Genomic DNA, 21,469 nt, shown 5'->3' with positions numbered 1-21,469 from the left:
GTGAGAAGAGATTCTTGCTGGAGGGCTTTTTTCTATTGCCAAATGGAATCGATTGGTGGAAGATAACTATACACCGTTACTTAGAAATTCTGTTTCCTAAACTGATAGAGTTCTTAGGGACTCAGGGAGTGCCGATCGCTTGCAGCCATATTCGGATGAACAATTGATGCAGCTCATTAAGGAAAAGCAGAGCTTTGCGCTTCGCATTTTATATGATCGTTATGTACGTCTGGTGTACTCCTTTGCCGTAAAGTCCGGAGGAGATCCGCAGTATGCCCAGGACATAGTCCAGCTTGTATTTACGCGGCTTTGGACGATGGAGAAAGGGTATGATCCAGACAAAGGGAAATTTGTGAACTGGCTGCTTACGGTAACAAGGAACATCGTGATCGATCAGCTGAGAAAGCAGCGAAATGAGAATACGACCGTCTCCTACGATGAACGCACCCTGGATACAGGACATTCCCCTATTCATGGGCGTGATGAGCTGGAGGATGAAATTACTAGACGATTACTGAAGGATGAAATCGAAGCTGCTTACCGGCACTTATCCGCAAGCCAAGTTCAACTGATTAAGCTGCTCTACTGGGAAGGCTACACCCTGAACGAAATTGCCGGCCACATTGGAGAACCGCTAGGCACAGTCAAAAGCAGGCTGCATCAAGCGTTAAAAACACTGCGTAAGCATCTGACCCTTGCAGAAAGGAGTGAACGGCCATGACGGAATCAAATTCAACCTGCGAGCTGCTGCTGCCGTATTTCTTGAAGGAGCTTTCGCTTGAAGCAGCTGCCGCTTTTGAGCAGCATCTCGATTCATGTCCGGCATGCAAGGAACATCTGATCGAGCTTCATCAGGTATGGCAGGCTCTTCCTTATGCTTTGGATGATGTAGAGGTTCCTGAAGCGATGAAATCGCAAATGCTGGAACGTATTATGGATAAGCTCGGACTTGAGGATGACGGGGACCCATTGCCGCAACCAACGCCGCTGCGTCCCTTGCCAATAGAGAAGAAGAGGGTTCCGTGGTACCGCAAACAGTACGTTCCCGTTGCAGCAGTCTCGATTATAATGTTGGGGGCGGCAGCTATCTGGGGCTGGGGCGGCTTGGAAAACGTCGTGAGGCCCAGCGCTCCTGCCGTTCAACAATATGTGCTCAGGCCCTTCGATTCTTCCATGCCCGCCGCCAAAGGGACCGCCTGGATCGAACAAAAGGGAGACAGCAGGAAGCTTGTGGTCAAAATGAACGGGCTTCAAGGAAACGCCGGGGAACAAGCCTACCAGCTATGGGTGATTAAGGAAGGCAAGCGCTACAACGGCGGCACATTCCGTCCGGATACGAACGGGAATGCGGTATGGACGTATGATTTGCAGGCGATCCAAGGCTCATTTGAAGCGTTGGGCATTACTTTGGAGCCGGATGCGCAGGGCGTCCAGCCTCGAGGTAAAAAGGTGCTGGGCACCTAAGCGAGCCGACGAAGCTTCGCAGCAAGAAAAATCCCCTTTCTCTTTGTAAGGGCCGGAGGAAGGGGCAAGCGACAGCTATACTTTTTCGTTATTATATTCCATCATGGAATCTATCTCAATGGTCAAGCAGCCTGTCTCTGCATTGTGGTGCAGCTGGGGGATGTCCTTATCGTAAAACCATCTTTTATGTACCGGATGTCCCGGCTGCTCTACAAAATAAAATATATTTAAGTCCCTCGCACAGCCTTTAAGCTGCTGTACCGTTTCGGCATCGACTTGCTCGATAACAAAGCTCCACCCTCTTGGGCATTCCGCCAGTTCAAACGGCTTCTGCGTACCGGATACGTCCAGCAGCATACGGCTGCCTACGGCATGTTTGATATACAGCTTGTTCGTTCTTTCATTCAAATCGGGCATGATCGCACGCTCCCGTGTAAATTTGGATAATGATTAAGGCAGGTCTATAAGCAGCAGTTGAGCACCTTGTTCGGTGTGCAGGTCAAGGGAGGACAGCTCCGTAATTCTCGCAGCATCCCGTCTTTGCAATGGCGTATCGTCATTCAGGCTGAGTGCCCCTTCGATAACGAACACATAGATTCTGCGTCCTTCTTGCTGAGTGAACCGGAGCGATTGACCGGCATCCAGCTCAGACATATAGATCGTCATATTCTGATGAATATGGGCAACGCCGGGACCGGAATTGTCGGATACGACAGGCAGGAGCCGGTTTTTCATTTGTGCTGGGTCATAATGGCTTGTTTCGTACGATGGCTCCAGCTGACGCACGTTTGGAGTAAACCAGATTTGCAGAAGCTCCACTTCTTCGTCCGCCGGGTTCACCTCGGAATGGATGATGCCGGTTCCCGCCGACATGCGTTGAACGCCGCCGTAGCTGGTAATAGCGGTGTGGCCTGTACTGTCCTCGTGTTTCAATTGACCGCGGAGAACAATGGATACGATCTCCATCTCCCGGTGGGGGTGGGCTCCAAAGCCGCGGTGTCCTGCTACAATATCATCGTTGAACACGCAAAGCGGTCCGAATTCGGTGTTTTCCGGGTCATAGTAGTCGCCGAACGAAAAGCTGAAGTTGCTTTGCAGCCATCCATGATCGGCGGAATAACGGGATGTGGCAGGGTATACTTTGATCATGCTACCTCTCCTTTTGAAATATCGTGTACAATATCTGTTCCACTTCACTATATCGAAGAAGGAGCCGCTTTTCAAATCAAGCCTCTCAGCTATTCATCGAGCAGTCTGGATTATGGTATGATAGGAAGGTTGATTTGAGATCATACGGATGAAGAATCGGAAGGAGTCGTAAAGTAGTGGCGAAGAAAGCCAAAATTGATGAAATCCAAACGCTGCGTGGATTGGCGTTTTTGGCCGTGGTGCTTCAGCACGCCATTGGCCATTATGCTTATGTGCCTGAAGCGGGGCTGGCGGACGGCACCTTGCTGGGGGTGTGGCTGATCTTGGCCAAATTTGCCGTACCGATGTTTATTTTCATCACCGGACTTGTCTTGTTTTATAATTATCCCGATGGGGTTCCTTACGGGCCTTTTCTGCTAAAGCGGTTTAAAGATATCGTTCTGCCGTATTTGTTGTGGTCGCTCATCTATGCGTTTTTTTTCGGGGGGATACAGACGATCAACGGATCGAATGTGCTGCAAATACTCCATGACTGGGCCACCGGTAAAGCGTCCTATCATCTTTGGTACGTTGTGATGGTCATTCAGCTGTATGTATGCTTTCCATTCGTTCAGAAGATCGTGCAGCGGGTCTACCGTGCGTTGAATCACAACCCGGGTGTGCTGCGTTTCGGCTTTATCTTGCTGTGTGTAGGCTACGTTTGGCTAACGGGACAGATCGGCGAGATTAGCCGGTGGGCGGAAGAACTTCATGTGCCGCTGCTAACCCCGCTATTTACCGAGTATGCGGATCGAAATGCGTTCTACTTCTTTATTTATTTTCTGCTGGGCGCGGCGGCAGGGCTGAACTTTCAACAATGGAAGCAGCGCTTATGGAACGGGAGATATGGCTGGATAGGCTTGTATGCGATCGTATCGTCCATACTGATGTACCGGATTGTGGCCAGCTTTGGCGAGCCGGTTCATATTCAGTATAATGCTACCCTATTGCTGCAGCCCTTCATGGCGGTATTTTTACTCGTTTCCGTATTGGCTGTAGGAGTCATTGCTATCGCTTTTCATCAAAAAGCGGGCTCCAAGCCGATCGCATGGATGGCCTTCATCGGACAATATTCGTATGGAGCTTATTTGGCCCATGCGTTCATGCTGACCTTCAGCACAGCCGCAGCAGATTGGCTGCTTCCAGACTCGAATATGACGTTGCGGACAGCCGTGGCTTTCGTGCTATGCTCTTTGCTGTCACTTATCCTGGCGAAGCTCCTTGGACGGTTCAGGATAGGCAGGCTTTTGACAGGAGCACCGGCACCGCGTAAGGCGAATGCGTAAAGTCATATCGTGCTTTACAGGAATCCTTAGAAGTTAATCGAGCAGACAAGCCCAAAAATAAATTGCTTACGGGACAGGCAGAACCTTGGGAGGAGCGGTACGCGTTGCCTCTGGGCTACATAGTATACATCAACTTAAGTGTTGAGGTGAAAACTATGAGTGGCAAAAAGGTTAAGAAAAAAAGCACACCGCCGTCCAGTATGGATAAAAACAAATTCAATATGAAAATCGTCACCTCTGATGTGTGCAGCCGGTGCAGGAAGTGTGAACGCGGCTTGCGCTACCTCGAAAAGATGTCACAGCCGGGTGCCGTCGGCAAGGGGGTTCCTTGCATTTTAACGAAAGGCAAAGCCTATGTTTAATGAATAACCGGGGGTCCGTTCTGCGCGGACCTTTTTTTTTGTTGTGCCCAATTGAGCCTGAATATGATAAAATTGGAAGCAAGTGTTCCGGCCTGCATATGGGAACTCTCATTCAATACATCGAAGGAGCATGAGCTATGGACGAAAGAACATTGAAAAAGGCTCTCATGAACACGCCGTTTTCTTACCCGCTGGTGGAAGGCAATCCGTTGAATTTGAAGGTAACGGACCCTCGATTGAAGGTGAAGTGCTGCTACATCACGGTTGTTACCTTAGGCGAGGGCAATACGAAAGAAGTATTCATTAAGCCGGATGCGACGTTTATCGTAACCAGAGCCACTTACAATTACGGGACCTATGAGCTGAAAGTAAATCGGGAAATCGAAGGGGATTCGGTGACCTATGAAGAATTGCCTCAACACATCGGAGAGGAACATATGAACTTAATTGACGAACGGCTGCATTTTTATTTATACAAATCCATTTCAAAGCTGTAATCTGTTAGCAAGCCCTGTTTCAGAAATACGCCTTCCGGTTAATGAACGGTAACCTATCTGAAATGGAGGCGAAGACAGATGAAAAATATTTATTACGTATCTGTAGCGTCTGCAACGATTGAGGATAATAAAACGCTGGCGGATCAAGCGAATTATGCCTATGAGTTTGTAGTTGAAGCGAGAGAAGACGAAATCGCCATATTAAGGGAACTGCTGGAGGCCTATACAACGGACATGGAGAAGACGTTCGCGAGAGCGCCTGTGCCGTATAAGTCTTCGGACCATGATGCCGCAACCGAGCAGCACAATGAGCGAATGGTGAACTTATACTCTTTATTGTACAAGCTGGGCACCCCTGATACGCAGAAGCATATAGAACGAATGGGGATCATGGAGAAGCTGAAGCATCCGGACTACCAACATGAAGGCTATGAAAATGAAGCCAATTACTAGGTGAAATTGAAAATAATCATTCGAAATAAGCTGCGGGACGAGCTCTCGACAGCTTATTTTCTTTTTCATCGAAAAAATTGAAAAATATTTCAAAACGATCCCTAAATTTCGAGCATCTTTTTAAAGGGATTAGTATATAATCCAACGTACTACCAATAAAAAAAGAAAACCAACAAGAATAGGGAGATGCGAATGTCATATGTAAACCATCTGAATTATGCAAACAAGAATGGAAATGTATATTGCTGCTTGCGGAACAAAATTGTACAACTCGGCGAAGAGCAAGTGTCCAACTACTGCCGCGGCTGCACCATGTTTAACGGTGTAGATGCACAATATACACATGTTCAATGCTTTTGGAATGATTCAAGAGAGCCCCAGGATGAAGAGGTGCATGTCGTTCATGATCCGCAGCTCGAATTCATGAGCATGCAGTCGCGGGATATTCGATGCGGATAAGAGTGAACGTCTGTTGAGTACTTCTTATATAACCGGATAACGGATCAACCATCCTAGGAGGAGATTGTTATTTTGAGGAATCATCACAACTTTCGTGTACAAATCAAATGGTTTATGAATGAAGAGATTGAATCTACGATTAAAAATTTAGAAACAGGCATTATTAGCAGAGATCAAGCGATCGGGAGCCTGAATACGGTGTTTCGTATCGCATCGAAAATAGAGGATAGCAATTATATGGGGAAAATTTGCAGAATCATTTCTCATATTCGCAGCTCCACAAACTATTTCCGATTGTTTAAAGTATATCAGAAGGCGTTTATGGAGGATGAAATTCAGAAGGCCAAAGAAATGTAAACTTGTGGTGGTGAAGACACAGATTCCAAGGAGTCTGTGTTTTTTTACAGAAAAAATCCCTGTCGCGTCGATGGCAGCGACGGCAGGGATTACGTGATATATGTTGAATGTGGGATCAACATCTCTTATTATAGGAGGCAGTTATTAAAAATGGCTGAAAAAAACCTTAAAATAAAATGAAATTGGAGTGAAGTTTTAGATGAGTGAAATAGCCAAAACTCCGCAGCCGCCGTACTATGCCGTTATCTTTACTTCGTTAAGAACCGAAGGGGAAGAAGGGTACGGGAAGATGGCGGATTTGATGGGCGAGCTGGCCTCGCAGCAGCAAGGATTTTTGGGAGTGGAGAGTGTACGGGATGAGAATGGAGTTGGAATAACCGTCTCCTACTGGGACTCACCGGAAGCGATTCAAGGCTGGAAGGAACATGCCCTGCATCGGATAGCGCAAGAAAAGGGGAAAAGCACCTGGTATAAGTCATTTGGACTGAGGATTGCAAAGGTGGAGCGGGATCGCTTTTTTGGGGAATAAATAAACAGAATCTGACAAATCCTTAGAGGGTTAACTCTCAAGGAGGTGTGTTGCGCATGGCACAGGAGGATAAGCAGCTGGAGCAAAAAATACAGGAAACAGCCGAGCAGGTACAGCAGGTTACCCAAGCAACAGAGCAATTGGCTCAGGAGGTCCATGTTCAACAGCTGGAGCAAATTCAACAGCAGGTGGAACAAAATTCACAGCAGCTTGAGGAGCTGCAGTCTGCCGTTGACGGATCAGGCGCACAATCGAGGTCGTCGAGATCAGGCTCCGATTCGAATTCAGACTCAGAATCCAATGCGGATAGTTCTTCCAGTCAACAGCAGTAGCATCACTTTGAGAAGGGCCGGGATATTCCTGGACCCTTCTCTTTACTTTGGGGGTGTTCCCCGAATAGCGAAAGTGTTAAGATAAGTAAACATATACAGCTTTAATCCAAATCTGATATGAATACAAAGTAACTAAGGGGATATGGAGATGGCAAAGCAGAAGGTGGCCAAACGTCCGACCCGGGATGAATTTGTTCTGGAGGAGCTCGGAAATCAACTGGTGGAGGCCAAACAGGAGAAGGCCGAGATCGTGCTGACGGTGTGGGGATGGGAGGAGCCGGTTCGCGGTCTGATTACCACGATGGACTCGCGTACAGGCAAGGTACATATTGTTAGGGACGGGGAGACCGTCAAGGTTCCTTTCATGGATATTATGAAAGTCGATTATCCCAGAGATTGAAAAATAGCATACTGCTGCCCTCACATTCTTGTCCTTTTCTCATAATCTATTAATAGATGAAGTGAAAGGATGTGAGATTCCATGAGCATGTATTGTTTGTGCAAGCGGTATAAGAATAGAAATGTTCGAATTCGGACCACTAACGGTAAGATCTACGTAGGCACGATTGTCAAAGTTGATTCAACTCATGTCTGTATAGATACTTCCTGCGGGCGAGCAAGAACTTCAATGCTTGGGTTCGGCTTTAACCCCATTATAACCCTTGCATTATTTGATTTATTGGCAATTGCTCTGCTTTTCTAAATCCCCTGCAGGGGATTTTTTCTTTATAAAACAAAAAAAGCCTAATTACTTAGGCTTTTTTTGTTTCTGTATGACCTGTGCTGGGTTCGAACCAGCGACCCCTACCCTGTCAAGATAGTGCTCTCCCGCTGAGCTAACAAGTCGTATGAAGTTGTCGTTTGTTTTAGCGACAAGTAATAATATACCAAGGTATTTGAAGGTTGTCAACATTTTATCTCAAAAAAATTTTAACATGTAATTTAAGATGATCTGTCGACCTCCGGTGCAAAGTTTCAAGAGCGAACGAGCAAATCCCTATGTTATAATACTAGCATAACTTATCTGTGGAAAGAGGGCTCAACATGAGGGAATTTCAACGTTCTTTTCAACCATTACATATGCAGCAAGCCGAGCAGGAGCATATTCAACATTCGTCAATCGATTGGGGTGACAAAGAGTGGGGGACCCATCGATTTCATATACGGCAGCTGATAGAGCACAGCATCGGTCTTTTGAAAGTAAAAGACCAAGTTATCGTGTTGGGGGCGGGAACTCACGGTGATGTGGATCTTCCCGGCCTAACGGAGCACTTTACCGAGGTAACCGTAATGGATACGGAAGACAATGTGATTGAAGAAGTCATCGGGCAAAGCGGAGGCCTCGCGTCCGGTCGAATTAAATCGTTTACTAATATTGATTATACGGGGCTGGACCAGATCCAGTTCTATGAAACGTGGGAAGAAATGCTTCTGAATCAAGCTCCTGCGGCGGAGATGGCTGCTTTTATAAGAGAGAGTGCATTTCGTGCGAAGCGCAATGATGTACTGCCTCAATGGAAAAAAAGCTTTTCGCTGGTTATTTCCTCTTCAGTGCATACGCAGTTGTTCTATATCCATGCATTGACCCAGTTTGCAGGCTATGCTTCCCAATATGCGGAGCAGGACATCCGTCAAATTATCGACGCGTTGTCTGCCTTGCGTAACAGCTTGGTCACGGACTATAACCGACTGCTCCTGTCTTTGCTGAAGCCGGATGGGCGAGTGATCATGTGGTCGGATATGATTCGATTGGATTCGAGCAACCAAGCGTTGCTTGACGGGCTGTATGGATTGCAAACGGAAGACGAGCGCATCCGGTATTTATTCCGGGCGTTCGGACAGTACGGGATGGAAGCGGCTGTGTTGGGACTCAAAGATTTCCACGACCAACTGAGCCCCTCCACACAAATGTTCAAATGCTGGGTATGGCTGCAAAGCCCGGAGAAGCAGTATATTACAGCGGGATTTTCTGCAAGCCCTCGCGGCTAAAGCACCGAAAGTAGGAGGCAAGGTTATTGAACATGGAGCAAAGTCCTCAGCTGAATGAGCTGCTGCGGCAATATTTTGGGGACAGTCATTTGAGCATCGCATGCAAGGAAAGCGGAGTAAATAACACTACTCTTTTTGTAACCCATAACGGAAGCACTTATGTGCTTCGAATATATGATAATCATGCCGACGTGGATAAAGTGAAATTCGAGCTGGCTGTATTGGAGCAGCTTAAATCCCATCAGCTCTCCTTTCAAGTTCCTGAGCCCGTACCAACGTTAGATGGAGAGCTCTACGGCAGGGTATCCCCAGGCAAAATTGCCGTGCTGTTCCGTTATATCGAAGGTGAGCGGGCAGACTTGGCAAAGGCGTCTCACGTCTATCAGATCGGTAGGGCGGCAGGAGAATTGGTGACGTCGCTGGCTCAGGTTCGTGTTCAGGCGGAAACGGCATATGAGCCGTATTACGAGCTGTATGCGGTGCATCCGCTTGTTACACCGGATAAATTAAACGAATGGATCGATTCATTGCTGGAAGGCAATCAAGCGCGGGAAGCGGAGCTGCTCCGTGAGGCAATTCAACAATTGGAGCATAACATGCCACGGCTTTTGCAGCTGCCGTTTCAATTGGTTCATTCCGATCTTGTTGGCGGGAATGTGTTAAGTGACGGAGGCCGGATTTCTGGCATACTGGATTTTGAGTTCGTGACATCGGACTTGCGTGTAATGGAAGCAGCGGTTTTTATAAGTGAGCTTGTTCGCCATCATCGTCAGCATTGGGAACTGATTGAAGCTTTCGTACAGGGATACAGCACGACAGCAAGCTTGAGCAACAGTGAAATTGAGGCGCTGCCGCAGCTTGTTTTATTGCGAAGCCTGGTGTTATGTATTCATTTTTTGGGGAGACATTGGGCTATTGGCGATCAGGTGAACAAGCCGGAGGCGTTTCTTGCCAGCTTTGCAGAAGTACATGCATGGCTGGAAAGCCATAAAGTCCAGCTGGTCGGGCTTTGCAGAGCAGAAATGGAGTTGAATTGAAATGAAGAAGCTATACAGTCAAATGTCTCTTGCGGAGCTGGAAGCGGAGATGATTGAAATTTTGGAGTCGATTGGGAAAGTGGAGTTTCCAAGCCAGAAAGAGCAGCTCGAACGCAAATATTATACGGCCAAGGCCTATACTTTGAATTCAGCGGATTTTCCGCCGGGAACATACAAGGTGGAGGGCTTCGATGAACCGTTAGAGCTTCAATACATCAATGGGATTATGGGTTGGGGGATTCAGGGCAACGATAAGGAAGCCAGCTTTCCGTTATCCATGCTTACGAGAATTTAGAATGGCATACAAGACGGCGTTCCGCTCTTCAAGAAGCGGGGCGCTTTTTTAGGTCTGCTCATCTTTATAAAAATTTAACACGGTGGAATGCTATTTTATGGTAATATGGGCTTATGTTTGTAAGCGCTAACAACCTATTGCTGAGGAGCCGCTGCGATGAGAGGAATAACCTTTAGAAAAAGGTTTCTAGTCAGGCTGGAGACGGGTTTAAGCCCAATAATTGGATTCCGTAGTCCGGTTATGAAGCGAAGAGCCGGAATGCTGATTTTTCTGGTGCTGACGTGCTGGCTAGGGCTGCTGACCTTGGACAGCCAGGCAGGAGGAGGGGCTCCGATTGCTATGTATCTCAGCCCAGAGGGAATTCAATTTGAAAGCTATAGCAGCATGTGGGGCGAGGAGCGGCTGAAGGGATTATACAGCACGCTGCTCGGTTGCGGCCATGGAGTAGAGCTTTCGGATTTGAAAAAGGTGATCCTTTCACCTGAAAAAAGTACAGGGAAAAGCGGTTCCCGAGTAGGTCATTACGATAAAACTACCCGTACCATTCGTGTATTTGAGGTAGAAGCCGTTCCGGTGGAACGCATCTTCATTCATGAATATGGGCACCATTTTACATATTACTGGCTTCACCAGAAGGAAGGGATTTACCCCGATGAGCTGATGGAGTCAAATCAATGGTCGCAAATAAGACAGCTGGGCGGTTACCCGGTCCGTTGGCAGGACAGCAAGCTGCCTTATTCCCATAAGTGGGAGCCTGATGAAATTATGGCTGAGGATTATGTGCTGTTATTCGGCGTCGGGATTTACCCTCCACCTGTCAGTCCCAAAGAAGTTGCCTATTTTTTGCGTCAGGAGAATGATTATATCCCTATGGCGGAAACGATTCCTGCTCTCAGGAAATACTGGGAAGAGGCGGCTGGGTTGGAGGCAAAAGAATCACTCCGCGTCCCCAGGCTGCTTCAGTGGGAACACTTGGTGGAGGAACAAATATCCGAAGAAGCTGCGGAGGGAACTGATGCAGTAGACGAAGTTTCAAGAAGGTTCCGTTTTCAGTTCTCCTCGGTGGCTGTTCATGAGGAACAAGAAATTCAATATGGAATTCAGCTTATAGGATTTAGCAATCAGGGAGGGATCCCGGCTAAACTAGGGGGAGGAGTCGTGACAACCGGTAGAGGAGCTGTGGAGGCTACGCTGGATCTAAAGCCCATGAAGGAGGAGCTGCATTCCTTTTATGCACAGCTTCAAATCTGGGCGCTGGACCCGCAGGGCAAGCAGTTCATGTATACGCCGCTCCATGCCAACTGGTTTGAATACAACGATGACGAGCAGCGGCTGAAACCGATCCCTTTTCCTTTCGAACGCCAACGTCTTCCAAGCCTCCTGCAAAAGGAAGGGATGAACCATTGGCCTTTGGTACAACTGTTTATCAACGGAAAACCCATCACAGCGGTTCGGAGGCATGATGATCAAAACGGTGTACTATACATACCTGTGAGGGTATTGAATGAAACGGAGGAATCCGAAGCCCCGAAGCCAGCGGCGCAATCGGCTACGGTACGGTTTCATCAGCATGAGGTCCAGGTTCAAGTGAATCAGGATCAGGTGATAGTTGATGGTACAGCCAAGCCAACTCAGCGGAAAATACAAAGCATGGACGGTGAGCCCGCTATTTCAGTGCAGGATGTAGGTCAGCTATTTGATGTGTCCATTCAGTGGAATGAACCGGATAGTGCGCTGCTGTTGGAGGCATTATAGGGAAACGATTCCTAGGACCTGCAGGCGAATAGAAAACGAAAGGTCTAAGGATCATAAGACAGAGGTGATTGCATGAATCGAGCCTTTATCACGGCGTTGACAACAATTGGTCTTGCACAAGTTGTGAAGGTGCCTGTCCGGTATGCCGAAACAGGGAGATGGAACTGGATCGACATGCTGAAGACAGGGGGCATGCCAAGCTCCCATTCAGCCGGCGTAGCGGCATTAGCTTCGTATGTCGGCTTTAAAAAAGGGGTTTCTTCGGTCCATTTTGCGATAGCCAGCATTTTGAGCTTGATTGTTATGTACGACGCGATGGGGATTCGCAGACAGGCGGGCAATATTGCCACCGAGGTCAATGAACTTGAAAATACGATTGTCTGGCTCGCGGAGCAGCATCCCGAACTGGTTCACGAGAGGAAAAGAAAACAGCTTGAGGAACGATTGGGCCATCTCCCCGAAGAGGTGCTTGCCGGAGCCATGTTAGGCATATGCACGGGGGCTTTGAGCTATGCATTGGAGTCAAAGGCTTAGAAAAGAAAAAAGAAGCGCGGCGAGGATCCTTGCGGGTCTCAGCCGTGCTTCTTTTGCTTTGAATGCCGCTAAATGGATACGTGTCTATCTGCGGCGCTTTTTTCATTAGGAACTACCCTTGGGGGCGTATCTTGGGAAGCAGTCGGCACCGTAATAATGAATTTTGTTCCTTTGCCCAGCTCGCTTTCCACTTCCATCGTTCCTTCGTGGTCTTGTACAATCTTATGACATATCGACAGTCCAAGGCCCGTACCCGAATCCTTCGTCGTATAGAAAGGAAGGAAGATTTGGTCCAGCTCTGATTCCGGAATGCCCTTGCCTGTATCCGATACTTCGATTATGGCATGCTTTTCGGAATACATCAGCTTGATCCGAACATAGCCTTGATCCTGCATAGCCTCAAAAGCATTTTTGATCAAATTGAGCAGCAGCTGCAGCATCTTATCTTGATCCATCAGCATAAATATCGGCTGGGCTGTATTCTGAAATTCAATATAGTGACCCAGCCGCGCTGATTCGGAATCCAACAAGGAAATAACTCTGTGAATGCAATCTTGAATGGAATGAACCTTGAACTGAGTCGCATGCGGCTTCGAAAACTGTAAAAATTCCGCGGTCAGCATGCTCATTCGCTTGATTTCGTCCATAATCAGGTCATACCATGGGCGAATGTTGAAGTTATCGGCTTTGGACAATTGCAGGAAGCCTTTGATCGTCGTCAGAGGATTCCTGATTTCATGTGCCATGCCGGAGGCTAACTCCCCTACGACTCGCAGCTTTTCGGAACGCAGCATGTGCTCCTCCCGCTTTAACCACGATTCTCGCTTCATATTATACAAGGTATTCTCCGCATTCGAGATCAAGTCATCCTTGGTATAGCCATCAGTAGGGTAGAATGCAAGGCCATAGTTGATTTCGATACCGGTCAGCTTAGGAAATTCGGAAGCCAGCAATAAGGAAATGCTGCTTTTGGTTTGTTCTACTTCCTGCGTCTCCAGGACAATGGCAAATTCATCACCGCCATAACGGCAAATGAAGAGGGCCTCAGGGAACATAATTCTTAGCAGCTGTCCGGCCTGCTTCAGAATCCGATTGACTCCGTTAAAGCCGTTCGCCGTGTTGTGCGATTTCAAATCTTTACAATCCATCAGAACCAGTACGATCGGGCGTCTGGCGTTGACCAGATGCTCCAGCTGGCGGTGACATTCTTCATAGTTATATAGTCCTGTCAGCGCGTCATGGGTGCTAAGATGCTGCTTTTCATTATCCAGTAATTGAGTCTGATTCAGTATCACGTGAATATAACGGTAGTACAGAATGGCTAGAATGAAGCAGCTGATAGAGCTGAACAGCAAGGTAAATACCTCATAGGATCGAATCTCAATATGCGTGAAGGCGACCAATGCATACAGGGTAATGTAAAGTAAACTTATTGTTGTTGCTCTCGCAGGGGTCTGGATTCTATAAAACTGCTTGCCCATTTGTGCGAGATAAAGAGGCAGGCACCAGTCCATAACGCTTAATTTGTGAAAGATGACGAGCGTAATAATTTGAAAAATAGTATAAGCGGTATTGGCTTTGTTGCGCCTATCCATAAAATGAAGCCCTATGTAAATGATTCCGGTCCATATGAGCAGCAGCGGGGTCGGGGTTTTGGCAAAGTAAATGGAAGAAGTGCAAATAACGGACGTGTATACGAATAAAACCCAGTTATAGCTCATGCTTTCATACTCCTTATCACATAATAGGAATGAAAGGTATCGAATAAATGGAATTCTCTAAAATCAAACCAATTCCTGCTAGGCCGCTTGGAATTTAAAGGCAGCATGTATAAAATCTTCTTTAGGTTCTAAAAATACATTCGTAGACGGTCTCACTTATAAGACGGCAGGGAAGAACTAAAAACAAACCAGTGTGTAAGGAGGAAATCCTATGCGCGAAAGCTTCATTGCAGTACAGAAAAATGGCGACGGTGATATTATGGCTTTCAAAACGTCCAGCGGTCGTGTGCTTCAATACGATCAAGCCCTACAAGAGGTACAAAGCGGCAGCATTCAGGGAGTAAACGTTTTCAAAGGGAAAGATGGAGATTCTTACATCCGTGGTGACGCCGATGGTGATCCGACCAATAATCTGGATAATTTACCGATGTTCTAATCCATCTGGCAGCAGGGAAGGCATAGTGAAGAGAACCTCATGTTGTTTTTATGCATAAAAACCTGACCCCCTTCGGAGGTCAGGTTTTTTTATGGGAAATCATACAGCCTGTGCTGCTCAATAAAGTTCATGTTTCCTGTTCTGCCCATATAGCTGTCTTTAGTATCGTCGTAGTGCATCAGGAGAAGCTGCTGCTGAACAGACTCAGGCAAGGTCAGCAAATCATCCAGGCTGGCATGAACTAAACCTGGTGATGTCAGCTGACAATCATGCAAAAAGTACTCGCATTGCCGTGTTTCGTATAGACGAACCAGCAGCGAATAATCGAATACCGTATCGGAGCTGTAGAATACCTTATCGTTAAATAGCAGAGCAAAACTAGGCTTCCCAGGAATGTGCACTGTCGCTATTAATTGAACTCGCAATCCGGGAAAGAGTTGGATAGGTGTCGTATCACGAAGAGCAATGACTTGAAAATAATCGTTCAAGCCATGAAGACCCTCTGACGGATTCTCTAAACCACCGCGAAGGCTATGATTCCATAGACTGTCCAAAAGCGGCGCCGGAACGAAAAGCTTGATTTGCTTCTGGTAGGTGTATTTGAATCGGAAGGCAAATTCCTCCAGGCCGCCGACATGATCGGCATGAATATGCGTAATGAGGATTCCATCGATATCATCCATCGGTACTTTTAGCTCATGCAGCGCCCGGGGGGCGGTTGATCCGCAATCTACCAATAGCTTGAACCCGTTGCTGTATACCAGTGCATTATTGTTATAATATTTTTTTGAAAAAGCACTCCCTGTGCCGATCATTTGGATTTGCAGACTCACCACAATCCTCCACTCCTGGTTCCGCTGACGCTTTATGTCATAATAAATCTATCATGCTTGAGACATTTTTTTCAAGTCATATTTACAGGTTCAGGTAAATTCATTTAAGAAGAAACACGCGATGGAGGGGAGTCCAAAGCATGCCGGAATAGTAGGATTTAGGCAGGGGATCGTCAAAGTTATTTGGCACATTTTGTATGAATATGTAGAACGGATTCATTTTTATAACTATATCTAGTTTGAGTTTATTATTTTTTTTGTTTTTTTGAAGAAACGAGCGCAACTCTTCGCAGCCGATGGAGTATAAGGTAACAGAAGACTAAGAACAAGACATAATGGAGGTTGCAGAAATGAAAGTGCCACGGCTACGGGTACTAACACTGGTGCTCTCTCTTTCGCTGTTTGGAACTGCGGGGACACTTGCCAGCTCAATGTGGGGCGACTATGAAGGATTCAGCAAGATTAAGATGGTAATCAATGATGTGGAGAAGCAAGTCGCCGACGGCGATGCACCTGCATTTTTAATTAAAGGCAATACCGTTTTCCCTGTACGCGTGTTGTCCGAGTCCCTGCAATCGCTGGTTCGTTGGGATAACAATTCGAAGACCGTTTCGATCTACAAGCCGAATGTACATATGTTTGTTGCAGAGAAGGTGAATGACGACTATTCGATCAAATCTCCTTTTGGGAGAGTTCCTAAAGGCAAGAAGATTGATTTTGCCGTTTTTGCACAGGTGGACAGCCTGAAGACGCCTTTTTACTCGTTCAAAATTGCGATTGAAACGCCTAGTGGCGAACAAGCTGTGGCGCCTCACGAAAAAATTGTAAATGGTCAAAAGGAAAACTTCTGGTATCCGTGGCCCTTTAGTGTAGCCTTCAATGAAGCAGGGGAGTATACGATTACCTTCTCCATCAAGCTTGATGAGAACGGGGATTATACCGTCGTATCCAAGAAGGTTATCGTCTCCGAGTAATTTCGGAAAGACGCGGCTTAAGGCCTAAGCTGCATTGACCCGAAACCATGAAACGTGTTAGTATACAAGGGATGAACATTACATAATGAAATGAGGTTTTCCCATGAGCGATCACGTTCACGGACCAGATTGTGATCATGACCACGACCACGACGATGATATTTTCATTGTAACCGATAAAGATGGCGTAGAACACGAAATGGTTATGGTTTATACTTTCGAAGCGAACGACCAGCCATATGCAGTACTTTTGGATCGTAACGACCCAGAGGCGGACGGAGTCATTTTCCGCATTGAGGAAGAAGACGAGGACGCTTTTCTGGCGAGTATCGAGGATGAAGAAGAGTGGGACCGCGTCGTTCAAATCTACAATCAAATTGTAGAAGAACAGGAAAAAGAATAGGCGTGACGATAAAAACCCTTCTTAAATTAAGAAGGGTTTTTCGTTCACAGCTAAGAAAGTATAAGTTTTACAACTTCCATCTACCATGACAAACGCGTGCCATCATAAAAGGTGGCGAAGCCGTTTATCCTTGGCAAGCCGAATTATTTTCTAGGATTAAAATACATAATGCGTCCATTAAACAAGTGCAGCTCCGTTTTCCAAAGCTTGGCTAAGTACTTGCAAAATTCATTGCCTTTGGCCTTGTCGCCGTGGGTGCTGTCTTCGGGCAGTACGACTTGGATGTAATGTTTCTCCGATTCTCCATCCTTGCTGGTGCCGGTACCCATTACGATATATTTGTACAGCGGATTCGTACCTTTCAAATAAAACCATTTGCCTTCTGCTTCCGGTTTATTCTCGATCGTGTAGGGGAAGCCGGCATCATCGTATTCCCAACCAAGCTGCTTGCCCGTTAGCGCCAACTGTTCTTTATAATGGAGCAGCTGTTGCTTGAGTTCATCCAAGGATAACGCGGATACGGTAGAGCCCTCTACAAACTTAATATATGCGCTTTGCGCCATGGTAGACACCTGCCTATTATGGACTGGAAAGGTTTTCATTGAAAGCGAAATGATTCCATGAACATCATAGCATTATGAATCCGGATTGACAATAAGGACGAACTGGTAACCTATCGCCTAATGAAGAATCCATAGAAAAAAGAAGTGGAGAGAGGTTGATTCTAATGAGTAATAAAAGATTAGCAGGTTATATGCTTGTGACCGATATGGACGGGACGCTGCTGAACAGCAGCAAACAAATCAGTGATGAGAACCGCAGCGCCATCGAGAGATTCGTAGCACAAGGAGGACTTTTTACTCTTGCTACGGGCCGAATCGCTTCCTCGGTAAAACGGTTTGCTGATACGCTGCCTCTAGGGGCGCCGGCCATCATATATAATGGTGCGATCATTCATGATTTTACAACCGGTAAGCCGGTGTGGCAGCGTACCTTGAACAAGGCTGAGGTAAAATCGGCGCTCAAGCGTGTTATGGAGCGATTCCCCGAGCTTGGAGTGGAAGTGTACAGCGGGGAGGAGCCATATTTTCTCCGGGAAAACAGCATGACGGATCATCATCGGAGGATGGAGCATTTCACAAGGCCGCTTACGCAAAATATAGAAGAGCTGACGGAGCCTTGGTTCAAGGTGCTTACAGCATGGGAGCCTGCCAGATTGGACGAGGTTCAAGCCTATGTCTTCGAGCATGAATCGCAGCTGACCTGGGTGCGTTCCGATGATAAATATTTGGAAATTTTACCGGATGGGGCGACAAAAGGACATGCGCTGGAGCACCTGATGGAGCTGGTAGGAATCGAGAAGTCCAAATGCATCGCCATGGGCGATCATTTGAACGATCTGGAGATGATCAAGCGGGCAGGCATTGGCATCGCGGTAGCGAACGCGCATGAAACCCTCTTGGAGGCATCGAATCGAACCTGCTGCCATCATAACGAGCATGCGCTTGCGGATGTTATCGGATGGCTGGAGCGGGAAGCGGCCGAGGCCAAATCATAAAGGCTGAGTATAATCCAAAAGAACCTCCTCCTGCAAACTTGTATGTTTGTGGGAGGAGGTTCTTGGTCTATGGCTTGGATAAGAAAGTTTAGAAAATAGCCTGGGTTTCTACGATAACTTTTACATTCTCAATGCTGCGGTCTTCAGGTCCTTTGACAGGCAAACCAACTTCCACATGCTCTGTGATGTAGTCGATCAAATCCTGTGAAATGACTTCACCAGGCAGCAGGATTGGGATACCTGGCGGGTAAACATATATAAATTCAGCAATGATCCGGTCTGCGGATTCCTTGAACGGAATAATCTCGGTATCGCCATAAAAAGCGTCGCGAGGAGTCAACGTAAGCTGCGGGATTTTTGGAACCTTAATCACAAGCTCCGTAGCCGGTCTCACGTTATAGTTTTGGCTGGACAGCTCACGAAGCGCATTAAGCAGCGTGTCGATATTTTCCTTGGTGTCCCCAGGGGTGACCAGACAAAGAATATTGTACATGTCGCTTAGCTCGACCTCGATATTGTAATGCTCGCGCAGCCAGTTTTCCGCATCGTACCCGGTGATCCCCAAGTGACGGACATGGATGTTGACCTTCGTCGGGTCATGGGCATAGGTGGCCTCAGTGCCGAGAATTTCCTCGCCAAAGCAGCTCAGTCCGGGTATTTCATTAATGACCTCGCGGGCATGCTGGGCCAGTTCGATAGCTTGCTCCGCCATCCGTGCCCCATTCAATGCCAAGTGACGGCGTGACGTATCCAGGGAAGCTAACAAAATATAGGATGTGGACGTGGTCGTCAGCATACTGATAATGGTCTTGACGCGGCGGGCATTGATCCGTCCCTCTCTTACGTTCAAAACAGAGCTTTGTGTCATCGAGCCGCCCAGCTTGTGGACACTCGTTGCCGCCATATCCGCTCCCGCTTCCATTGCGGAGACAGGCAGCTTATCGCTGAAATGAATGAGTACGCCATGAGCCTCGTCGACAAGCACGGGCATGTTGTAGCTGTGCACAAGATCAACGATTTCTTTCAAATCGGCGCAGACGCCGTAGTATGTCGGATTGATGACAAGTACAGCCTTAGCGTCAGGATGTCTTTCCAAAGCTCTTTTCACCGAGCGGGTCGTAATGCCGTGGTCGATTCCGAGATTTTCGTCACGTACCGGCGAGACGAACACGGGCTTGGCTCCTGCAAAAATAATGGCGGCCATAACGGACTTATGTACGTTACGCGGCACAATAATTTTGTCCCCTTCGGAGCAGACGGTCAAAATCATTGTCATGATGGCGCCGCTCGTCCCTTGGACGGAAAAGAAGGTGTGGTCTGCGCCGAAAGCGTCTGCAGCGAGCTGCTGTGCTTCCTCGATGACGCCGGTCGGTTGGTGCAGGTCATCAAGCGGTGCTATATTAATAAGGTCGATGGACAGTGCATTGTCTCCGATAAATTCGCGGAACTCCGGGTCCATCCCGACTCCTTTTTTGTGGCCTGGAATATGAAACTGAATGGGGTTGCGCTCTGCGTGCTGCTTTAATGCAGAGAACAAGGGAGTGCGATGATGATCCACTGTCATCCCTACCTTTCTGAAGAGTGAAATTAGTTTCAATCAAACTCTTACTATGCTACCCATTATTGGACAAGGATGCAAGCGGTTTTTATAAAACCTTTGTAAATTTTCAGGAGAATGCCGCATATCGGTCATGAAGGGGGAGAAGAGGGCGGGAATTGTACACGGTTTTGTCGATTTTGTTAATCTTCAGACGATGATTTCCATGGAGAAATAAGTTATGTTAGGATAGGAATATACATATTATTGGGGGGCTTTGAACGTACTATGAAAAAACAGCTGGCCATCATTGCGGTACTGCTGATGACGATATTTATCGGCTTTGGTATTATTATTCCCGTGCTTCCCGATGCAATAACAGGGTCTGGCGCCAGCAGCTTTCATCTGGGGATGCTGCTCTCGGTCTATTCGTTGGCTTCGTTTCTGATGTCTCCGATTTGGGGGGGCATTTCCGACCGGGTTGGCCGGAGACCGTTAATTATGATCGGTACGTTAGGCTTTAGCGTCAGCTTCTTCTTGTTCGGCATTGCGGGCGATAACTTGGTGCTGATGTATGTGTCGCGTATTTTGGGAGGCTTGTTCTCCGGCGCAGCAACCGCCTGTGCAGTAGCTTATGTAGCCGATATTACAACGGAAGAAAACCGGACTAAGGGGATGGGCCTTGTAGGTATGTCCATCGGTCTTGGCTTCATCTTCGGCCCGGCCGTAGGCGGTATATTGAGTCAATGGGGCTACAAGGTGCCTTTCTTTACATCCTCGGTTATTGCGCTGGGCACATTCGTATTTGCCTTCCTGATGCTGCCGGAATCGCTGAGTGAAGAGAAACGACGGAAGCCGCAGGAAGCCAAGCCATCACGATGGTCTGCTTTTGTCGGTTCCGTCAAATATTTGTATGTGCTTTCGTTTTTCGTGTCGTTTACATTAGCGGGTTTGGAAGCCACGCTGCTCTTGTTTGAAAAAGTTCAGATCAGTGCAACCTCACTCCAGCTCGGTATTATGTTCGCCATTAGCGGAGTGGTAGGGGCCCTCATTCAGGGGGGCGTCGTCCGGAGATTTATTAAACGGGGCGATGAGACCAAAGTGATCGGCATCGGGCTGGTGCTGTCAGCCATTGGCTTTGTACTGATCTTGTTTTCTACCAATCTGACTACGGCTTCAATCTACCTGTCAGTGTTCGCCGCAGGGAATGCGCTGATCCGTCCTTGTGTGACTTCCTTGATTACTCAGAAAACGAAGGTGGGACAAGGTGTTGCTTCAGGCTTGAGCTCCTCTATGGACAGTCTGGGAAGAATCACAGGCCCGCTACTGGGAGCGGGTATTTATCAGTACAGCATGCAGCTGCCGTTTTATATCGGTGCCGTGCTTTCGTTGGCGGCTTTATACCTGCTGTACCGATTTGTCGCAATGGACAACAAGGACTCCCAGCCTCTGGCAAGCTAGCTTGTTCGT

Annotated in this window: 27 protein-coding genes and 1 tRNA gene; 21 read left to right on the top strand and 7 right to left on the bottom strand. The window is 47.4% G+C overall.

What is annotated here, in order from left to right:
- Window positions 1-139 precede the first annotated feature (139 nt).
- Both CF651_RS12050 and CF651_RS12045 read left to right on the top strand, forming a co-directional pair.
- A complete protein-coding gene (locus CF651_RS12050) occupies window positions 140-721 on the top strand; it encodes an RNA polymerase sigma factor (protein ID WP_094015104.1) in 582 nt (193 codons plus the stop codon).
- Window positions 718-1,464: an anti-sigma factor gene (locus tag CF651_RS12045; RefSeq protein WP_094015103.1), complete on the top strand. Its 747-nt coding sequence runs from the start codon at window positions 718-720 to the stop codon at window positions 1,462-1,464. The genes CF651_RS12050 and CF651_RS12045 overlap by 4 nt, the downstream gene beginning before the upstream one ends.
- 75 nt (window positions 1,465-1,539) lie before the next feature.
- Here the strand turns inward: CF651_RS12045 and CF651_RS12040 are convergent, their stop codons facing one another.
- On the bottom strand, window positions 1,540-1,881 hold the full coding sequence (locus CF651_RS12040) for a hypothetical protein (protein WP_094015102.1): 342 nt from the start codon (window positions 1,879-1,881) through the stop codon (window positions 1,540-1,542).
- A gap of 33 nt (window positions 1,882-1,914) precedes the next feature.
- Complete coding sequence (locus CF651_RS12035; RefSeq protein ID WP_094015101.1) at window positions 1,915-2,613, bottom strand: pirin family protein; 699 nt, start codon at window positions 2,611-2,613, stop codon at window positions 1,915-1,917.
- Between the two features lie 176 nt (window positions 2,614-2,789).
- Between CF651_RS12035 and CF651_RS12030 the strand changes: the two genes are divergently transcribed.
- From CF651_RS12030 to CF651_RS11990, 9 genes are all read left to right on the top strand, one after another.
- Entirely contained in the window at window positions 2,790-3,938 is a 1,149-nt protein-coding gene (locus tag CF651_RS12030) for an acyltransferase (RefSeq protein ID WP_179232781.1), read from the top strand.
- 155 nt (window positions 3,939-4,093) lie between these two features.
- Window positions 4,094-4,300, top strand: a complete 207-nt coding sequence (locus CF651_RS12025; protein WP_094015383.1) for a hypothetical protein — start codon at window positions 4,094-4,096, stop codon at window positions 4,298-4,300.
- A 137-nt stretch (window positions 4,301-4,437) separates the two neighbouring features.
- Entirely contained in the window at window positions 4,438-4,797 is a 360-nt protein-coding gene (locus CF651_RS12020; RefSeq protein ID WP_094015099.1) for a hypothetical protein, read from the top strand.
- Between the two features lie 78 nt (window positions 4,798-4,875).
- Window positions 4,876-5,250 carry a hypothetical protein gene (locus CF651_RS12015; RefSeq protein WP_094015098.1) on the top strand — a complete coding sequence of 125 codons (375 nt, stop codon included), beginning with the start codon at window positions 4,876-4,878 and terminating at the stop codon, window positions 5,248-5,250.
- A 192-nt stretch (window positions 5,251-5,442) separates the two neighbouring features.
- Complete coding sequence (locus CF651_RS12010; RefSeq protein ID WP_094015097.1) at window positions 5,443-5,709, top strand: hypothetical protein; 267 nt, start codon at window positions 5,443-5,445, stop codon at window positions 5,707-5,709.
- A gap of 72 nt (window positions 5,710-5,781) precedes the next feature.
- Window positions 5,782-6,066 (top strand): hypothetical protein, encoded by a 285-nt coding sequence (locus tag CF651_RS12005; protein ID WP_094015096.1) that lies wholly within the window; start codon window positions 5,782-5,784, stop codon window positions 6,064-6,066.
- Window positions 6,067-6,265: 199 nt separating this feature from the next.
- Window positions 6,266-6,595 (top strand): antibiotic biosynthesis monooxygenase family protein, encoded by a 330-nt coding sequence (locus tag CF651_RS12000; protein ID WP_094015095.1) that lies wholly within the window; start codon window positions 6,266-6,268, stop codon window positions 6,593-6,595.
- A gap of 56 nt (window positions 6,596-6,651) precedes the next feature.
- Complete coding sequence (locus tag CF651_RS11995) at window positions 6,652-6,927, top strand: hypothetical protein (RefSeq protein ID WP_094015094.1); 276 nt, start codon at window positions 6,652-6,654, stop codon at window positions 6,925-6,927.
- Between the two features lie 148 nt (window positions 6,928-7,075).
- The gene (locus CF651_RS11990) at window positions 7,076-7,327 is read left to right on the top strand and encodes a YolD-like family protein (RefSeq protein WP_094015093.1); all 252 of its coding nucleotides are present in this window, start codon (window positions 7,076-7,078) and stop codon (window positions 7,325-7,327) included.
- A gap of 374 nt (window positions 7,328-7,701) precedes the next feature.
- Here CF651_RS11990 and CF651_RS11980 read toward each other — a convergent pair.
- Window positions 7,702-7,773 (bottom strand) — tRNA-Val (locus CF651_RS11980).
- 198 nt (window positions 7,774-7,971) lie between these two features.
- Here CF651_RS11980 and CF651_RS11975 point away from each other — a divergent pair.
- From CF651_RS11975 to CF651_RS11955, 5 genes are all read left to right on the top strand, one after another.
- The gene (locus CF651_RS11975) at window positions 7,972-8,916 is read left to right on the top strand and encodes a hypothetical protein (RefSeq protein WP_245855843.1); all 945 of its coding nucleotides are present in this window, start codon (window positions 7,972-7,974) and stop codon (window positions 8,914-8,916) included.
- A 32-nt stretch (window positions 8,917-8,948) separates the two neighbouring features.
- Window positions 8,949-9,953: a phosphotransferase gene (locus CF651_RS11970; protein WP_245855872.1), complete on the top strand. Its 1,005-nt coding sequence runs from the start codon at window positions 8,949-8,951 to the stop codon at window positions 9,951-9,953.
- 1 nt (window position 9,954) lies between these two features.
- On the top strand, window positions 9,955-10,248 hold the full coding sequence (locus CF651_RS11965; RefSeq protein ID WP_094015090.1) for a DUF1811 family protein: 294 nt from the start codon (window positions 9,955-9,957) through the stop codon (window positions 10,246-10,248).
- A 156-nt stretch (window positions 10,249-10,404) separates the two neighbouring features.
- Window positions 10,405-12,003 carry a stalk domain-containing protein gene (locus CF651_RS11960; protein WP_144029047.1) on the top strand — a complete coding sequence of 533 codons (1,599 nt, stop codon included), beginning with the start codon at window positions 10,405-10,407 and terminating at the stop codon, window positions 12,001-12,003.
- Between the two features lie 72 nt (window positions 12,004-12,075).
- Entirely contained in the window at window positions 12,076-12,537 is a 462-nt protein-coding gene (locus CF651_RS11955; RefSeq protein WP_179232780.1) for a divergent PAP2 family protein, read from the top strand.
- Window positions 12,538-12,605: 68 nt separating this feature from the next.
- Here CF651_RS11955 and CF651_RS11950 read toward each other — a convergent pair whose 3' ends face one another.
- On the bottom strand, window positions 12,606-14,258 hold the full coding sequence (locus CF651_RS11950; RefSeq protein WP_094015088.1) for a sensor histidine kinase: 1,653 nt from the start codon (window positions 14,256-14,258) through the stop codon (window positions 12,606-12,608).
- Window positions 14,259-14,469: 211 nt separating this feature from the next.
- Here CF651_RS11950 and CF651_RS11945 point away from each other — a divergent pair, with 211 nt between their 5' ends.
- Window positions 14,470-14,694: a DUF3892 domain-containing protein gene (locus CF651_RS11945; protein WP_094015087.1), complete on the top strand. Its 225-nt coding sequence runs from the start codon at window positions 14,470-14,472 to the stop codon at window positions 14,692-14,694.
- 89 nt (window positions 14,695-14,783) lie between these two features.
- Here CF651_RS11945 and CF651_RS11940 read toward each other — a convergent pair whose 3' ends face one another.
- On the bottom strand, window positions 14,784-15,527 hold the full coding sequence (locus CF651_RS11940) for an MBL fold metallo-hydrolase (protein ID WP_094015381.1): 744 nt from the start codon (window positions 15,525-15,527) through the stop codon (window positions 14,784-14,786).
- Window positions 15,528-15,877: 350 nt separating this feature from the next.
- Here CF651_RS11940 and CF651_RS11935 point away from each other — a divergent pair, with 350 nt between their 5' ends.
- Both CF651_RS11935 and CF651_RS11930 read left to right on the top strand, forming a co-directional pair.
- Entirely contained in the window at window positions 15,878-16,501 is a 624-nt protein-coding gene (locus tag CF651_RS11935) for a stalk domain-containing protein (RefSeq protein ID WP_094015086.1), read from the top strand.
- Between the two features lie 103 nt (window positions 16,502-16,604).
- Window positions 16,605-16,904: a DUF1292 domain-containing protein gene (locus CF651_RS11930; RefSeq protein ID WP_094015085.1), complete on the top strand. Its 300-nt coding sequence runs from the start codon at window positions 16,605-16,607 to the stop codon at window positions 16,902-16,904.
- 143 nt (window positions 16,905-17,047) lie between these two features.
- Here the strand turns inward: CF651_RS11930 and CF651_RS11925 are convergent, their stop codons facing one another.
- A complete protein-coding gene (locus CF651_RS11925; protein WP_094015084.1) occupies window positions 17,048-17,467 on the bottom strand; it encodes a DUF1885 family protein in 420 nt (139 codons plus the stop codon).
- Between the two features lie 164 nt (window positions 17,468-17,631).
- Between CF651_RS11925 and CF651_RS11920 the strand changes: the two genes are divergently transcribed.
- Window positions 17,632-18,462: a Cof-type HAD-IIB family hydrolase gene (locus CF651_RS11920; protein WP_094015083.1), complete on the top strand. Its 831-nt coding sequence runs from the start codon at window positions 17,632-17,634 to the stop codon at window positions 18,460-18,462.
- Between the two features lie 88 nt (window positions 18,463-18,550).
- Here CF651_RS11920 and CF651_RS11915 read toward each other — a convergent pair whose 3' ends face one another.
- The gene (locus CF651_RS11915; protein ID WP_483869981.1) at window positions 18,551-20,020 is read right to left on the bottom strand and encodes an aminotransferase class I/II-fold pyridoxal phosphate-dependent enzyme; all 1,470 of its coding nucleotides are present in this window, start codon (window positions 20,018-20,020) and stop codon (window positions 18,551-18,553) included.
- Between the two features lie 267 nt (window positions 20,021-20,287).
- Here CF651_RS11915 and CF651_RS11910 point away from each other — a divergent pair, with 267 nt between their 5' ends.
- Window positions 20,288-21,460, top strand: coding sequence for an MFS transporter (locus tag CF651_RS11910; protein WP_094015081.1), 1,173 nt, complete (start codon window positions 20,288-20,290; stop codon window positions 21,458-21,460).
- The last annotated feature ends 9 nt before the right edge of the window (window positions 21,461-21,469 follow it).

This window comes from Paenibacillus rigui, assembly GCF_002234615.1.
GTDB lineage: Bacteria > Bacillota > Bacilli > Paenibacillales > NBRC-103111 > Paenibacillus_S > Paenibacillus_S rigui.
The sequence above is the reverse complement of the archived record's forward strand: the minus strand, read 5'-3'. Positions and strand labels throughout refer to the sequence as shown.

Bases quoted from the DNA above. Each gene is read 5' to 3' on its own strand.
- CF651_RS12045 (WP_094015103.1), top strand. From the start codon at position 718: ATGACGGAATCAAATTCAACCTGCGAGCTGCTGCTGCCGTATTTCTTG.
- CF651_RS12040 (WP_094015102.1), bottom strand. From the start codon at position 1,881: ATGCCCGATTTGAATGAAAGAACGAACAAGCTGTATATCAAACATGCC.
- CF651_RS12035 (WP_094015101.1), bottom strand. From the start codon at position 2,613: ATGATCAAAGTATACCCTGCCACATCCCGTTATTCCGCCGATCATGGA.
- CF651_RS12025 (WP_094015383.1), top strand. From the start codon at position 4,094: ATGAGTGGCAAAAAGGTTAAGAAAAAAAGCACACCGCCGTCCAGTATG.
- CF651_RS12020 (WP_094015099.1), top strand. From the start codon at position 4,438: ATGGACGAAAGAACATTGAAAAAGGCTCTCATGAACACGCCGTTTTCT.
- CF651_RS12015 (WP_094015098.1), top strand. From the start codon at position 4,876: ATGAAAAATATTTATTACGTATCTGTAGCGTCTGCAACGATTGAGGAT.
- CF651_RS12010 (WP_094015097.1), top strand. From the start codon at position 5,443: ATGTCATATGTAAACCATCTGAATTATGCAAACAAGAATGGAAATGTA.
- CF651_RS12000 (WP_094015095.1), top strand. From the start codon at position 6,266: ATGAGTGAAATAGCCAAAACTCCGCAGCCGCCGTACTATGCCGTTATC.
- CF651_RS11995 (WP_094015094.1), top strand. From the start codon at position 6,652: ATGGCACAGGAGGATAAGCAGCTGGAGCAAAAAATACAGGAAACAGCC.
- CF651_RS11990 (WP_094015093.1), top strand. From the start codon at position 7,076: ATGGCAAAGCAGAAGGTGGCCAAACGTCCGACCCGGGATGAATTTGTT.
- CF651_RS11975 (WP_245855843.1), top strand. From the start codon at position 7,972: ATGAGGGAATTTCAACGTTCTTTTCAACCATTACATATGCAGCAAGCC.
- CF651_RS11970 (WP_245855872.1), top strand. From the start codon at position 8,949: ATGGAGCAAAGTCCTCAGCTGAATGAGCTGCTGCGGCAATATTTTGGG.
- CF651_RS11965 (WP_094015090.1), top strand. From the start codon at position 9,955: ATGAAGAAGCTATACAGTCAAATGTCTCTTGCGGAGCTGGAAGCGGAG.
- CF651_RS11960 (WP_144029047.1), top strand. From the start codon at position 10,405: ATGAGAGGAATAACCTTTAGAAAAAGGTTTCTAGTCAGGCTGGAGACG.
- CF651_RS11955 (WP_179232780.1), top strand. From the start codon at position 12,076: ATGAATCGAGCCTTTATCACGGCGTTGACAACAATTGGTCTTGCACAA.
- CF651_RS11950 (WP_094015088.1), bottom strand. From the start codon at position 14,258: ATGAGCTATAACTGGGTTTTATTCGTATACACGTCCGTTATTTGCACT.
- CF651_RS11945 (WP_094015087.1), top strand. From the start codon at position 14,470: ATGCGCGAAAGCTTCATTGCAGTACAGAAAAATGGCGACGGTGATATT.
- CF651_RS11935 (WP_094015086.1), top strand. From the start codon at position 15,878: ATGAAAGTGCCACGGCTACGGGTACTAACACTGGTGCTCTCTCTTTCG.
- CF651_RS11930 (WP_094015085.1), top strand. From the start codon at position 16,605: ATGAGCGATCACGTTCACGGACCAGATTGTGATCATGACCACGACCAC.
- CF651_RS11925 (WP_094015084.1), bottom strand. From the start codon at position 17,467: ATGGCGCAAAGCGCATATATTAAGTTTGTAGAGGGCTCTACCGTATCC.
- CF651_RS11920 (WP_094015083.1), top strand. From the start codon at position 17,632: ATGAGTAATAAAAGATTAGCAGGTTATATGCTTGTGACCGATATGGAC.
- CF651_RS11910 (WP_094015081.1), top strand. From the start codon at position 20,288: ATGAAAAAACAGCTGGCCATCATTGCGGTACTGCTGATGACGATATTT.